The organism is Bordetella tumbae, assembly GCF_965139195.1.
Lineage (GTDB): Bacteria > Pseudomonadota > Gammaproteobacteria > Burkholderiales > Burkholderiaceae_B > Bordetella_A > Bordetella_A tumbae.
In genome coordinates this window covers 85,467-97,641 of sequence record NZ_CBCSJH010000011.1, presented here as the reverse complement: position 1 = coordinate 97,641, position 12,175 = coordinate 85,467, and the positions used below count along the sequence as shown (strand labels likewise).

General features: G+C 60.8%; 13 protein-coding genes. 12 read left to right on the top strand and 1 reads right to left on the bottom strand.

Annotated elements, in window-relative coordinates:
* From cmk to cysM, 9 genes are all read left to right on the top strand, one after another.
* Positions 1-693: a (d)CMP kinase gene (gene cmk, locus ACNA0J_RS14215; protein WP_415819528.1), complete on the top strand. Its 693-nt coding sequence runs from the start codon at positions 1-3 to the stop codon at positions 691-693.
* A gap of 154 nt (positions 694-847) precedes the next feature.
* On the top strand, positions 848-2,560 hold the full coding sequence (gene rpsA / locus ACNA0J_RS14210; RefSeq protein ID WP_415806376.1) for a 30S ribosomal protein S1: 1,713 nt from the start codon (positions 848-850) through the stop codon (positions 2,558-2,560).
* A gap of 2 nt (positions 2,561-2,562) precedes the next feature.
* Positions 2,563-2,922, top strand: coding sequence for an integration host factor subunit beta (locus ACNA0J_RS14205; protein WP_094820404.1), 360 nt, complete (start codon positions 2,563-2,565; stop codon positions 2,920-2,922).
* A 251-nt stretch (positions 2,923-3,173) separates the two neighbouring features.
* On the top strand, positions 3,174-3,488 hold the full coding sequence (locus ACNA0J_RS14200) for a LapA family protein (RefSeq protein ID WP_094820405.1): 315 nt from the start codon (positions 3,174-3,176) through the stop codon (positions 3,486-3,488).
* A gap of 39 nt (positions 3,489-3,527) precedes the next feature.
* The gene (gene lapB, locus ACNA0J_RS14195; protein ID WP_415819527.1) at positions 3,528-4,757 is read left to right on the top strand and encodes a lipopolysaccharide assembly protein LapB; all 1,230 of its coding nucleotides are present in this window, start codon (positions 3,528-3,530) and stop codon (positions 4,755-4,757) included.
* Positions 4,754-5,695 (top strand): D-glycero-beta-D-manno-heptose-7-phosphate kinase, encoded by a 942-nt coding sequence (rfaE1, locus tag ACNA0J_RS14190; RefSeq protein ID WP_415819526.1) that lies wholly within the window; start codon positions 4,754-4,756, stop codon positions 5,693-5,695. Before lapB ends, rfaE1 begins: the two co-directional genes overlap by 4 nt.
* Positions 5,692-6,684 (top strand): ADP-glyceromanno-heptose 6-epimerase, encoded by a 993-nt coding sequence (gene rfaD, locus ACNA0J_RS14185; RefSeq protein WP_415819525.1) that lies wholly within the window; start codon positions 5,692-5,694, stop codon positions 6,682-6,684. The genes rfaE1 and rfaD overlap by 4 nt, the downstream gene beginning before the upstream one ends.
* Positions 6,685-6,810: 126 nt before the next feature.
* Positions 6,811-7,296 (top strand): ComEA family DNA-binding protein, encoded by a 486-nt coding sequence (locus ACNA0J_RS14180; protein ID WP_415819524.1) that lies wholly within the window; start codon positions 6,811-6,813, stop codon positions 7,294-7,296.
* A 64-nt stretch (positions 7,297-7,360) separates the two neighbouring features.
* Positions 7,361-8,284, top strand: coding sequence for a cysteine synthase CysM (gene cysM / locus ACNA0J_RS14175; RefSeq protein ID WP_415819523.1), 924 nt, complete (start codon positions 7,361-7,363; stop codon positions 8,282-8,284).
* An 18-nt stretch (positions 8,285-8,302) separates the two neighbouring features.
* Here cysM and mltB read toward each other — a convergent pair whose 3' ends face one another.
* A complete protein-coding gene (gene mltB / locus ACNA0J_RS14170; RefSeq protein WP_415819522.1) occupies positions 8,303-9,439 on the bottom strand; it encodes a lytic murein transglycosylase B in 1,137 nt (378 codons plus the stop codon).
* A 10-nt stretch (positions 9,440-9,449) separates the two neighbouring features.
* On the opposite strand from mltB, the gene ACNA0J_RS14165 reads away from it, so the two are divergent.
* The 3 genes from ACNA0J_RS14165 to ACNA0J_RS14155 all read left to right on the top strand — a co-directional run bounded on the left by ACNA0J_RS14165 (position 9,450) and on the right by ACNA0J_RS14155 (position 12,125).
* Complete coding sequence (locus tag ACNA0J_RS14165) at positions 9,450-10,373, top strand: histone deacetylase family protein (protein ID WP_415819582.1); 924 nt, start codon at positions 9,450-9,452, stop codon at positions 10,371-10,373.
* 71 nt (positions 10,374-10,444) lie between these two features.
* Positions 10,445-11,194, top strand: a complete 750-nt coding sequence (locus ACNA0J_RS14160; RefSeq protein WP_415819521.1) for an electron transfer flavoprotein subunit beta/FixA family protein — start codon at positions 10,445-10,447, stop codon at positions 11,192-11,194.
* A gap of 1 nt (position 11,195) precedes the next feature.
* Positions 11,196-12,125, top strand: a complete 930-nt coding sequence (locus ACNA0J_RS14155) for an electron transfer flavoprotein subunit alpha/FixB family protein (RefSeq protein ID WP_415819519.1) — start codon at positions 11,196-11,198, stop codon at positions 12,123-12,125.
* Positions 12,126-12,175: the final 50 nt, after the last annotated feature.

Below are 12,175 nucleotides of genomic sequence, written 5' to 3'. Positions count from 1 at the left end.
ATGACGACAGACTCGGATATGCCAGTGGGGAATCCCGCTGCGCAGGCCCCCGTGATTGCCATCGATGGGCCGACGGCTTCGGGTAAGGGGACCATCGCCCATCGCGTGGCGCGCGCGCTGGGGTGGGCCATCCTGGATAGTGGGGCTTTGTACCGCCTCACTGCGTTGGCAGCCCTGAATCGCGGGCTGCCTGCCGAGGACGAGGCGGGCGTGGCAGAGGTGGCCCGAGGGCTGGATGTCTGCTTTGAGGGCGACCGGATCCTGCTCGAGGGCAGTGATGTGAGCGAGGCTATTCGCCAGGAACAAGTCGGTAATTTCGCCTCGCGTATCGCGGCCTATCCTGCCGTGCGACAGGCTCTGCTCGAGCGTCAGCGCGCGTTTCGCGTGGCCCCAGGCCTGGTGGCCGATGGCCGGGATATGGGGACGGTGGTGTTTCCGGATGCGGCACTGAAGGTATTTCTGGTGGCCGACGTCGAGGCTCGTGCGCAAAGGCGTTGTAAGCAGTTGATCGAAAAGGGAATTTCTGCTAATCTTAACGACCTTCTGCGCGATATGCGCGAACGTGATGCGCGCGATATGCAGCGCAGCGTGGCGCCTCTCGTGCCGGCCGCTGATGCACATGTGCTCGACTCGTCGGCTTTGACGATCGAGCAGACTGTACAGGCAGTGCTCGGTTTTTGGCAGCAGGCTTAACAGTTTTTGGTTTTCCGTCCCTGGTGGCGGCTCGTAGCTGACAGGCATGTGCCTGGGGCATATGGGCTCTGCCGGGTTCATTCACTCCACTGTCGCGGGCAATCCGCTTCGGTGTGTTTTTAATGGCCATTTTGGCCCAATGGATTTCAACTCAATGTCTTCCGTTTCCACTCCCGCCACCGGCAGCGAAAGCTTCGCCGACCTCTTCGCAGAAAGCCTCAAAAGCCAGGACATGAAGTCCGGCGAAGTCATCAGCGCTGAAGTCGTGCGCGTTGATCACAACTTCGTCGTCGTCAATGCCGGCCTGAAGTCCGAAGCGCTGATCCCCCTGGAAGAGTTCCTGAACGACCAGGGCGAGCTCGAAGTGCAACCTGGCGATTTCGTCTCGGTGGCTATCGATTCCCTGGAAAACGGCTACGGCGACACCATCCTGTCGCGTGACCGCGCCAAGCGCCTGTCGGCCTGGCTGCAATTGGAACAAGCCCTCGAAAACGGCGAATTGGTCACCGGCACCATCACCGGCAAGGTCAAGGGCGGCCTGACCGTCATGACCAACGGCATCCGTGCATTCTTGCCCGGCTCGCTGGTTGATCTGCGTCCCGTCAAGGACACCACCCCGTACGAAGGCAAGACCCTCGAATTCAAAGTCATCAAGCTCGATCGCAAGCGTAACAACGTCGTGTTGTCGCGCCGCCAAGTGCTGGAAGCCAGCATGGGCGAAGAGCGCCAGAAACTGCTCGAAACCCTGCACGAAGGTGCAGTGGTCAAGGGCGTGGTCAAGAACATCACCGACTACGGTGCGTTCGTTGACCTGGGCGGCATCGACGGCCTGTTGCACATCACCGACATGGCATGGCGCCGCGTGCGTCACCCCTCCGAGGTCCTGCAAGTGGGCCAGGAAGTCGAAGCCAAGGTCCTCAAGTTCGACCAGGAAAAGAGCCGCGTCTCGCTGGGCGTCAAGCAACTGGGCGAAGACCCGTGGGTGGGCCTGGCCCGTCGTTACCCGCAAGGCACCCGTCTGTTCGGCAAGGTGACCAACCTGACCGACTACGGTGCGTTCGTCGAAGTCGAAGCCGGCATCGAAGGCCTGGTGCACGTCTCCGAAATGGACTGGACCAACAAGAACGTCGATCCGCGCAAGGTCGTGACCCTGGGCGAAGAAGTCGAAGTCATGGTCCTGGAAATCGACGAAGACCGTCGTCGTATCTCCCTGGGCATGAAGCAATGCCGTCAAAACCCGTGGGAAGAGTTCGCCACCAACTTCAAGCGTGGTGACAAGGTCCGCGGCGCCATCAAGTCGATCACCGACTTCGGCGTGTTCGTGGGTCTGCCCGGCGGTATCGATGGCCTGGTTCACCTGTCCGACCTGTCGTGGGCCGAGACCGGCGAAGAAGCCGTTCGCAACTTCAAGAAGGGCGACGAACTCGAAGCCGTCGTTCTGGGTATCGACACCGACAAGGAACGCATCTCGCTGGGTATCAAGCAGTTGGAAGGCGACCCCTTCAACAACTTCGTTGCTACCTACGACAAGGGCGCTGTGGTGCCTGGCGTGGTCAAGTCGGTCGAGCCCAAGGGTGCTGTCGTGACCCTGTCGGTCGACGTCGAAGGCTACCTGCGTGCTTCCGAAATCTCGGTTGGCCGTGTCGAAGACGCGACCACCGTGCTCAAGGAAGGCCAGAACGTCGAAGCCATGATCGTCAACGTCGATCGCAAGACGCGTTCGATCCAATTGTCGATCAAGGCTCGCGACAACGCCGAGACGGCCGATACCCTGCATCGTATGTCCGAAGCCAGCGCTTCCTCGGGTACGACCAACCTGGGCGCGTTGCTCAAGGCCAAGCTGGATCAACAGCGTAACGACGGCTAATAGTGACCAAGTCGGAGCTGATCGCCGCATTGGCGGCCCGCTATCCCCAGCTGGCCGCCCGCGACACCGATTACGCGGTCAAGACCATGCTCGACGCAATGGCTCAGGCGCTCGCCTCGGGCCAACGTATCGAGATCCGTGGATTTGGCAGCTTTTCGTTGTCGCAGCGCTCACCCCGCATCGGACGCAATCCCAAGTCCGGCGAGCAGGTGCTGGTGCCTGGTAAACAGGTACCGCACTTCAAAGCCGGCAAGGAATTGCGCGAGCGGGTTGATCAAGTGACTGACAATGCAGACGCATCATCGTCCGAGGGTATTTCGGACGATCCTATGCCTACATTGCTTGGCATGCACGTCATGTAGTGTGGTCAGGTGCGCAGCCATGTCATGTGCCAGGCTGTCCCGATAGATATACCGAGCCCCTTGAATGTCTTGCGGCATTCAAGGGGCTTTGGCATTCTAGGGGGACTTACTGAACGTTTCAGGGCTGGGCTGGGTCCAGTCTGCCGTCGCGGAGCGAGGAAATTGTGCTGGTCTGGCGTTCACCTGGGTTGTACGGACCGCGCCCGCTTCCGCTTACAATTGAAAGTCTTGAATTTTGTGGAGCATGCGCCATGCGTTACCTTATCTGGGCACTGCGATTGCTCGTCTTTATTGCGGTGCTGATGTTCGCCCTGAAGAACACCGGGCCGGTTGCGGTAAATTTCTATGCCGACTATGTGGTGCAGGATGTACCGCTCATCGTCGTGATGCTGGTGACTTTTGTCGTGGGTACGGTGTTTGGTTTGTTGCTGACCGTGCCGGCGGCGATGCGCCGTCGTCGCGAAGCACTACGCTTGCGTCGCGAGCTTGAGCGTTTACAGGCAGCGGCCAACGGAACAACACCCGAAATCGCGCCCGAGGCGATTGCCCCCATGTCGCCGCTGTAAGCAGCGTCCTTTTCTCTATCCTGCTACAGAGCTCGCCGCGTGGACTTCGAACCTTGGTGGTTAATTTTTGTACCAGTGCTGTTTGCACTGGGGTGGTTGGCAGCGCGTTTCGATTTTCGGCAGATGCTGCGCGAAACGCGGACCTTGCCGGACTCTTATTTCAAGGGTCTGAATTTCCTGCTCAACGAGCAGCCGGATCGAGCCATCGACGCCTTTGTCGAGGTCGCCAAGCTCGATCCCGAAACGACAGAATTGCACTTTGCCCTGGGCAGCCTGTTTCGTCGCCGAGGCGAAATGGAGCGTGCCATTCGGGTGCACCAGAGCCTGTTGAGCCGTTCCGATCTGCCTGAGGCCGAGCGCGAGCACGCGCAGCACGAGTTGGCGCATGATTTCCTCAAGGCCGGCATGCTGGACCGTGCGGAAAGCGCCTTTGAACAACTGAAAGACACGCGTTATGCGTTGCCTGCACTGCGGTCGTTGATTCGCATCTACGAATCCGAGCACGATTGGCCGCGGGCGATCGAGGCAGTCAAGACCTTGCAAGGCCTGGTTGACGAGCCTGTGCCGCAGATCGTGCACTATTACTGCGAGCAGGCCCAAATGGCCCTGGCGGCCAAGCCCTTTGACGCCGATGCTGCGCACACCGCCTTGGATGCGGCGGATCACGCCGCCAAACAAGCCGGGCAGGGCGAATCCGCAACCAAGGCAGCCAAGGTCCGCACGGCGATGCTGCGCGCCCGGTTGGCTCAACTCGAGGGTGACCTCAAGCGCGAGCGCATGTATCTGGAGTCCATCCTGGCCGATGCGCCCGAGTTCGCTGGCCAAGTCGCCGAGCAGCTCTTGGCCAATTACCGCAATGCAGGGCAGGCGGCCGAGGGGCTGGATGTGCTGCAAAAGCAGTATGCCCGTTATGCCTCGCTGGATTTGTTCAACGTGGTCTTTCGCGAGTTGCGAGTGCAGCAGGGTGCGGCACCAGCCTGGGCCTTCGCGCGGGGGGCGCTGCGGCACCATCCCTCGCTACTGGGGCTGGATCGCTTGCTGGAGGCGGAGCTCAGCAGCACCGACGGCAGCCAGCAAGACCAAGAACAAGGGCCTGTGCGGGGTGCAGATCTGAGTCTATTGCGCAGTCTGATTCACAAACATACTCAGCGGCTGGATCGCTACGCCTGCCGTACTTGCGGCTTTCAGGCGCGACGCTATTATTGGCAGTGTCCGGGGTGCAATGGGTGGGAGACCTATGCACCACGGCGTTTGGAAGAACTTGAATGAACGCATTCCCCACCGAAGCGATGACGCGCAGCCGTGTGCTGGTCGTGGGCGACGTCATGCTGGACCGTTATTGGTTTGGCGAAGTCGATCGCATTTCTCCTGAGGCTCCGGTTCCCGTGGTGCGGGTCGCCCGGCGCGAAGACCGTCTAGGTGGTGCAGCCAACGTGGCGCGCAACGTGGTCGCGCTGGGCGGACAGGCAACCTTGGTGGGCATCGTCGGAAACGACGAGGCCGGAGACAGCATCACCCGCCTGTCGACGCAGGCTGGGGTCAATGCGGACCTGGCTGCCGACGCGGAAAATCCGACGACCCTCAAGATGCGGGTTCTGGGACGGCAGCAGCAATTGTTGCGCGTCGATTTCGAACAGCATCCTGCGAATGCGACGCTGGACGATATGGACGCGCGCGTGGCCCGCCATCTCGCGCATCATGATGTGCTGGTACTGTCGGACTACGCCAAAGGCGCTCTCGATCGGGTCGAGGCGCTGATTGCATTGGCGCGTGGGGCTGGTGTTCCTGTGTTGGTGGATCCCAAGGGGGACGATTACACGCGTTATCGTGGGGCGACTCTGGTCACGCCCAATCGAGCCGAAATGCAGCAGGCGGTAGGGCGCTGGACGACCGAGTCGCAACTGACCGAACGCGCGCAGCGATTGCGCGAAGATCTTGATCTGGAAGCCTTGCTGGTGACGCGTTCCGAGCAGGGCATGACACTTTTTACCGCGGCAGGCCGCGAACATGTCGACGCCCAGGCACACGAGGTGTTTGACGTGTCTGGCGCAGGCGATACCGTGCTGGCTACCTTGGCGGCGATGCGCGCGATTGGCCAGCCCTGGGAACAAGCCATGGCGTGGGCTAACCGTGCCGGCGGCATCGTCGTCGGCAAACTGGGGACGTCCGTCGTCACCGCCGCAGAACTCGCAGGAGCATCCTCATGATCGTCGTTACAGGCGCCGCCGGCTTCATCGGCAACAATCTCGTACGTGGCCTGAATCGGCGCGGTATTACGGACATTATCGCGGTCGATGACCTGACCGAAGGCGACAAATTCCTGAATCTGGTGGACCTGCAGATTGCAGACTATCTGGATAAAGACGAGTTTCGCCGTCGTGTACTCGCAGGTTCATTGCCGCCCTTGCAGGCCGTCTTGCACCAGGGGGCGTGCTCGGACACCACCGAGCGCAACGGGCGGTACATGATGGATAACAACTACCGCGTGACGCTGGAGCTGTTTGAATACTGCCAGGCTCAGCGCGTGCCGTTCCTGTATGCGTCTTCGGCGGCGGTTTATGGCGGCTCATCGGTATATGTCGAGGATCCGGCCAACGAACGGCCGTTGAATGTCTACGGTTACTCCAAGCTGTTGTTCGACCAAGTGCTGCGCACGCGCATGCATTCGTTGACTGCGCAGGTCGTGGGCCTGCGTTATTTCAACGTCTACGGTCCGCATGAACAGCACAAAGGCCGCATGGCGTCGGTGGCTTTTCACAATATGAATCAATTCCTGGCCGAGGGGCATGTCCGTTTGTTCGCGGGCTGGGATGGCTACGAAGACGGTGGCCAGAGCCGTGATTTCATCTCGGTCGATGACGTCGTCGCGGTCAATCTGCATTTTCTGGATCATCCTGAAACGTCGGGGATCTTTAATTGCGGGACTGGCCGTGCACAGCCGTTCAATGACGTGGCGGCTGCAGTCGTCAATGCCCTGCGCGCCGAGCGCGCAGAGGCGCCTTTGCCATTGGAAAAACTGGTCGAGCAGGGATTGCTGCACTATATCCCGTTCCCCGAGGATCTCAAGGGCCGCTACCAAAGCTACACGCGAGCGGATGCGACGCAGTTGCGTGCCGCGGGCTTTACGGCACCGATGCGGGATGTGCAGACCGGTGTGGCCGAGTACGTGAAATATTGGCGCGCACGTCAGGCGTAGCCTTTCCTTGTACGTAGTTTCCGAGGGTGATTTTTTCGTTCACTCTCGGACTTTTCAGAGCAGGCGATAGGCATCATGAGTGGGCTGGCGGACGATTCGTCCTGCCGTTTGATACGGAGCCTGACCATGAATCCTTTTTTGCATGAGCCCGTTGCCGTGTGCACGGAGCCCCTTTCTTATTTCGCCGTGCGGCGTCCAGCACGATGGCCGTTCACGGGACGTACTCGTCTTGGCGCTGACGGCATGCGGGTGGCGCAACGCCGCTTGGCACGTGCGGTTGGCCGCGTTGCGATCGCCAGTGGGTTGGCGCTGATGGCGATGCCTGTCCATGCCTTGGACGCGAACTCGGCGACTGTCGAGCAACTCGAAGCGATCAATGGCGTAGGGCCTCGTACCGCCAAAATCATCGTCCAGGAGCGCGACCGTGCCGGTCCTTTCGACTCGTTGGAGGACCTTTCTGATCGCGTACGGGGTATCGGGCGTAAACGATTGGGACGTTTGCGTGCCGCGGGCTTGACGGTCGGTGCAGGCGTGACGGTGTTCGGCCCCAATTCGATTGCGATGCCGCAGTTTGCGCCGTCGCTGCCGCAGGCGACGCCAGGTGCGCCATAGGGTGTCCCTGGCGGCGTCGCGGCTTTAGCCCCGCAGTCAGGAATCCGGCGGTATGATCGATTGCATGGCTACTTTCTCATATCCCACAATCGCACAAACCGTCGGCAATACGCCGTTGGTCCGTTTGCAGCGTATCCCCAGCGCGGCGGCTCAGTCACGGGGCAACGTCGTCCTGGCCAAACTGGAAGGCAACAATCCCGCAGGCTCGGTCAAAGACCGCCCGGCGCTTTCGATGATTTTGCGCGCCGAAGAGCGCGGTGAAATCAAGCCGGGCGATACGCTGATCGAGGCGACCAGCGGCAATACGGGTATTGCGCTGGCGATGACAGCTGCGATGCGTGGTTATCGCATGGTGTTGATCATGCCGGACAATTTGTCGGTGGAGCGTCGCGCGGCCATGGCCGCCTACGGTGCAGAACTGATTTTGACTCCTGCCAGCAAGGGCGGGATGGAATATGCCCGCGACCTGGCCATGTCCATGCAGGACGAGGGCAAAGGCAAGGTCCTCGATCAGTTTGCCAATCCCGATAATCCCCGCGCCCACATCGAGGGTACGGGCCCTGAAATCTGGAGCCAGACCGAAGGGCGTGTGACGCACTTTGTCAGCGCGATGGGCACCACCGGCACCATCATGGGCGTGTCGACCTACCTGAAATCCCAGAATCCCGACGTGCAAGTCGTAGGCGCACAGCCTGCCGAGGGTTCTCAGATTCCGGGTATTCGCAAATGGCCCGAGGCCTACATGCCCGCGATTTTCGATCGCAATCTGGTCGATGCGTATGAGTCCATCGAGCAGTCCGAGGCGGAAACCATGGCGCGCCGGCTAGCCGCCGAAGAAGGCATTTTCGGTGGCATTTCGTCGGCAGGCGCCCTGGTGGCTGCGTTACGCGTGTCTGAGCGTGTCGAGAACGCCACGATTGTGTTCATCGTCTGTGACCGCGGCGACCGGTATCTGTCTACGGGCGTATTTAACGAGAAGTCCGCCTGACCGCGTTGTCGTTGCGTCTCAGCGCCCCATGCGTGTTTCCAGTTCAGCCGCCAGGTCGGCGACGGCCGTGGCATAGAAATAGCTGCGGTTGTACTGGGTCAGCGCAAAAAAGTTAGGCGTTGCTGTCCGGTACTGCACCGTACCGCGGGCTTCTTCGACCAGGTCTACGACGCCGAGGGGGCGATCCTGCCAGCTTTCGGTGCTGGCTCCTGCCGCCACCCGGGCGCCGGCGGCCTGCAGGCTGCGCCAGGTTTGCGTGGGCGTGAGCCCGCCTGTAGCCAGGGCGGATGGGTCCGCCGGTAACAACACGGGGGCAAAAACGGGCAGTCCGCGTAGCCATCCGTGCTCGACCAGGAAATTGCCGACCGACATGACAGCGTCGTTCACGCTGCTGTTCAACCTGATATGACCATCGCCATCGCCGTCAACGGCGTAGCGCATGATGCTGCCAGGCATGAACTGCGGCATACCGATCGCCCCGGCGTATGAGCCTTTGGCATTCATATCGAGCTTGTCCTGTAGAGACAAGGTAATGAAATCGGCCAGCTGCCCGCGGAACATCTCGGCCCGTTCGGGTTTGTTCGGGTCGGGGTAATCAAAGGCCAGCGTGGTGAGCGCATCCAGGACACTGAAGCTGCCCATGTTGCGGCTGTACAGCGTTTCCACGCCGATGATGGATACGATGATCGAGGCTGGTACGCCATAGCGTTGCGCCGCCTGATTCAGCAATGCCTGGTTTTCCTGCCAGAATTCCACGCCCCATTTAATGCGTTTGGGCTCGACAAAACGGGCGCGATAGGTATTCCAGCTGCGCCATATCTTGCGTCCAGGCGGAGACGGGGCGATCAAGCGTGCCACCGTCGCGTTGTAGCGAGCCTCGGTCAAGGCCTGCTCGATAGGCTCAAGGGGCAAGTTACGTTCGGCTGCCAGGCGTTTGGCAAAGGCCTGGACTTCGGGCCGCAGCGTTCCTCTTGGTGTGAGGGCTGCAGGCGGCTCACCCGTCGGCTGGGCGGGGCCTATGCGCGTAGGCGTGACGCCAACGGGTGCCTTAGAGGGAGTTTGGGCCTGGGATGAGCCCGAGGGTGCGGTATTTGCACAACCCGCCAATACCATGAATACCGTGCCGATTTGCACGAACCGCCGACAGATGAACATAATCTTCCTTATGGAGACCATGTATCTTACCCATCCGCTGTGCAAACTGCATGAAATGGGCAGTTGGCACCCCGAATGCCCAGAGAGGCTGGATGCTATTGCCGACCAATTATTGGCCAGCGGATTAGCACCATTTCTGCTGGAGCAGCAAGCCCCTGCGGCGACGCGCGAGGCGATTTTGCACGTGCATTCCAAGGATCATCTGGATGGCTTGCGGGCGCGCTCTCCCGCCGAGGGCTATAGCGCGATCGATCCCGACACGTTGATGAACCCGTACACCTACGAGGCGGCACTGCATGCTGCCGGGGCGGGCATTGCGGCGGTGGATGCGGTGATGCAAGGCCAAGCGGCTAATGCTTTTTGTGCCGTGCGTCCACCGGGACATCATGCACGGCCCGATGCAGCTATGGGCTTTTGCTTTCTGAACAATATCGCGATTGCGGCGCAGCACGCCATGCACACATACGGTGTACAGCGGCTGGCCATCATTGATTTCGACGTGCATCACGGCAATGGCACTGAGGAGATGTTTGCGGGTGACGAACGGGTGTTGATGTGCAGCTTTTTCCAGCACCCGTTTTTTCCCCATAGCGGCGCCGAGAGTCCCGCCGCCAATATGGTCAATGTTCCGGTTCCTGCCTATACTGGGGGCGCGGCCATACGTGAGTTGGTGCAGGACGCCTGGTTGCCTCGCCTGGAGGTACATGCGCCCGAGTTGATTTTGGTCTCCGCGGGGTTTGATGCCCACCGCGAGGACGATATGGGCCAGATGGCGCTGGTCGAAGCCGATTACAGTTGGATGACCGAGCAGATCATGCAGGTGGCTGATCGTCATGCGCACGGCCGCATCGTCAGCATGCTGGAGGGCGGTTACAACTTGTCAGCGCTGGCGCGCAGCGTGGTCGCTCATCTACGGGCTCTCACAAAGTTGTAGAATCAACGAATTGTGCAATGCGGGACCGGCCCAAGGCCGGTCTATTATTCTTAAGCTTAGGAGGCTGCTGGATGAAGGTGCTGGTACCTGTAAAGCGCGTTGTTGACTATAACGTCAAGGTGCGCGTGAAATCGGATCAAACGGGCGTGGATATCGCGAACGTGAAGATGTCCATGAACCCCTTTGACGAAATCGCCGTCGAAGAAGCCACGCGCCTGAAGGAAAAGGGCGGTGCCACCGAGGTGATCGCCGTTTCTTGCGGCGTTGCACAGTGCCAGGAAACCCTGCGCACGGCAATGGCCATCGGCGCCGACCGCGGCATCCTGGTACAGACCGACGCTGAACTCCAGCCGCTGGCCGTGGCCAAGCTGCTCAAGGGCCTGGTCGAAAAAGAACAACCGCAGCTGGTCATCCTGGGCAAGCAAGCCATTGACGACGATGCCAACCAGACTGGCCAGATGCTGGCCGCGTTGCTGGACTGGCCGCAAGCCACTTTCGCCAGCAAGGTCGAAGTCGCGGGCGACAGCGTCACGGTGACCCGCGAAGTCGACGGTGGTCTGGAAACGATCAAACTGTCGCTGCCGGCCATCATCACGACCGACCTGCGCCTGAACGAGCCGCGTTACGTCACGCTGCCCAACATCATGAAGGCCAAGAAAAAACAGCTGGACACCGTCACCCCCGAGGAGCTGGGCGTGGATGCGGCGCCTCGCCTGAAGACCTTGAAAGTCACCGAGCCACCCGCCCGCAAGGCCGGTATCAAGGTGGCCGACGTGGCCGCGTTGGTCGACAAACTCAAGAACGAAGCGAAGGTGCTCTAAGATGACGACGCTGGTTATTGCCGAACACGACAACGCCCAACTAAAGGGCGCCACCCTGAACACCATCGCTGCCGCAGCCAAGCTGGGCGGTGATGTCCACGTGCTGGTCGCCGGCAGCAATGCGAAAGCCGTTGCTGACCAGGCTGCACAGGCTGCCGGTGTGGCTAAAGTCCTGCTGGCCGATGCGCCGCAACTGGCCGAAGGCCTGGCGGAAAACCTGGCTGCGCAAGTCCTGGCCGTGGCGTCGAACTACAGCCACATTTTGTTCCCGGCCACCGCCTCGGGCAAGAACGTCGCTCCGCGCGTGGCTGCAAAGCTCGACGTGGCACAGATCTCCGACATCATCGGTGTCGAGTCTGCCGATACCTTCCAACGCCCGATTTACGCTGGTAACGCCATCGCTACCGTGCAATCGAGCGACGCCGTGAAGGTCATCACCGTCCGTACGACAGGTTTCGACGCGGTTGCCGCCACCGGTGGTTCGGTCGCCGTGGAAACCATCGAAGCCGTTACCGATTCGGGCAAGTCCTCGTTCGTCGGCCGCGAAGTCGCCAAGAGCGACCGTCCTGAGTTGGCCGGCGCACGCGTGGTCGTCTCGGGTGGCCGTGGTCTGGGCAGTGCTGAAAACTTCAAGATCCTCGATCCGCTGGCCGACAAGCTGGGCGCCGCGCTGGGTGCCTCGCGTGCCGCGGTGGACGCAGGCTACGCGCCCAACGATTGGCAGGTCGGCCAGACCGGCAAGATCGTGGCGCCGCAGCTGTACGTGGCCGTCGGTATCTCGGGCGCCATCCAGCATTTGGCTGGCATGAAAGACTCCAAGGTCATCGTGGCCATCAACAAAGACCCCGAGGCGCCGATCTTCGGCGTGGCCGATTACGGCCTGGTGGGTGATTTGTTCACCGTCGTTCCCGAGCTGGCCAGCGCCCTGTAAATAGAATCATCACAGTGCGCTAAACGGGCGTGCAGAGCAGGAATTTCCTG

What these genes read in the sequence shown, in the direction of transcription:
- cysM (WP_415819523.1), top strand. Translation starts at nt 7,361, where the DNA reads ATGGCTACTTTCTCATATCCCACAATCGCACAAACCGTCGGCAATACG.
- ACNA0J_RS14155 (WP_415819519.1), top strand. Translation starts at nt 11,196, where the DNA reads ATGACGACGCTGGTTATTGCCGAACACGACAACGCCCAACTAAAGGGC.
- mltB (WP_415819522.1), bottom strand. Translation starts at nt 9,439, where the DNA reads ATGTTCATCTGTCGGCGGTTCGTGCAAATCGGCACGGTATTCATGGTA.
- ACNA0J_RS14180 (WP_415819524.1), top strand. Translation starts at nt 6,811, where the DNA reads ATGAATCCTTTTTTGCATGAGCCCGTTGCCGTGTGCACGGAGCCCCTT.
- ACNA0J_RS14160 (WP_415819521.1), top strand. Translation starts at nt 10,445, where the DNA reads ATGAAGGTGCTGGTACCTGTAAAGCGCGTTGTTGACTATAACGTCAAG.
- rpsA (WP_415806376.1), top strand. Translation starts at nt 848, where the DNA reads ATGTCTTCCGTTTCCACTCCCGCCACCGGCAGCGAAAGCTTCGCCGAC.
- rfaD (WP_415819525.1), top strand. Translation starts at nt 5,692, where the DNA reads ATGATCGTCGTTACAGGCGCCGCCGGCTTCATCGGCAACAATCTCGTA.
- ACNA0J_RS14200 (WP_094820405.1), top strand. Translation starts at nt 3,174, where the DNA reads ATGCGTTACCTTATCTGGGCACTGCGATTGCTCGTCTTTATTGCGGTG.
- ACNA0J_RS14165 (WP_415819582.1), top strand. Translation starts at nt 9,450, where the DNA reads ATGGAGACCATGTATCTTACCCATCCGCTGTGCAAACTGCATGAAATG.
- cmk (WP_415819528.1), top strand. Translation starts at nt 1, where the DNA reads ATGACGACAGACTCGGATATGCCAGTGGGGAATCCCGCTGCGCAGGCC.
- rfaE1 (WP_415819526.1), top strand. Translation starts at nt 4,754, where the DNA reads ATGAACGCATTCCCCACCGAAGCGATGACGCGCAGCCGTGTGCTGGTC.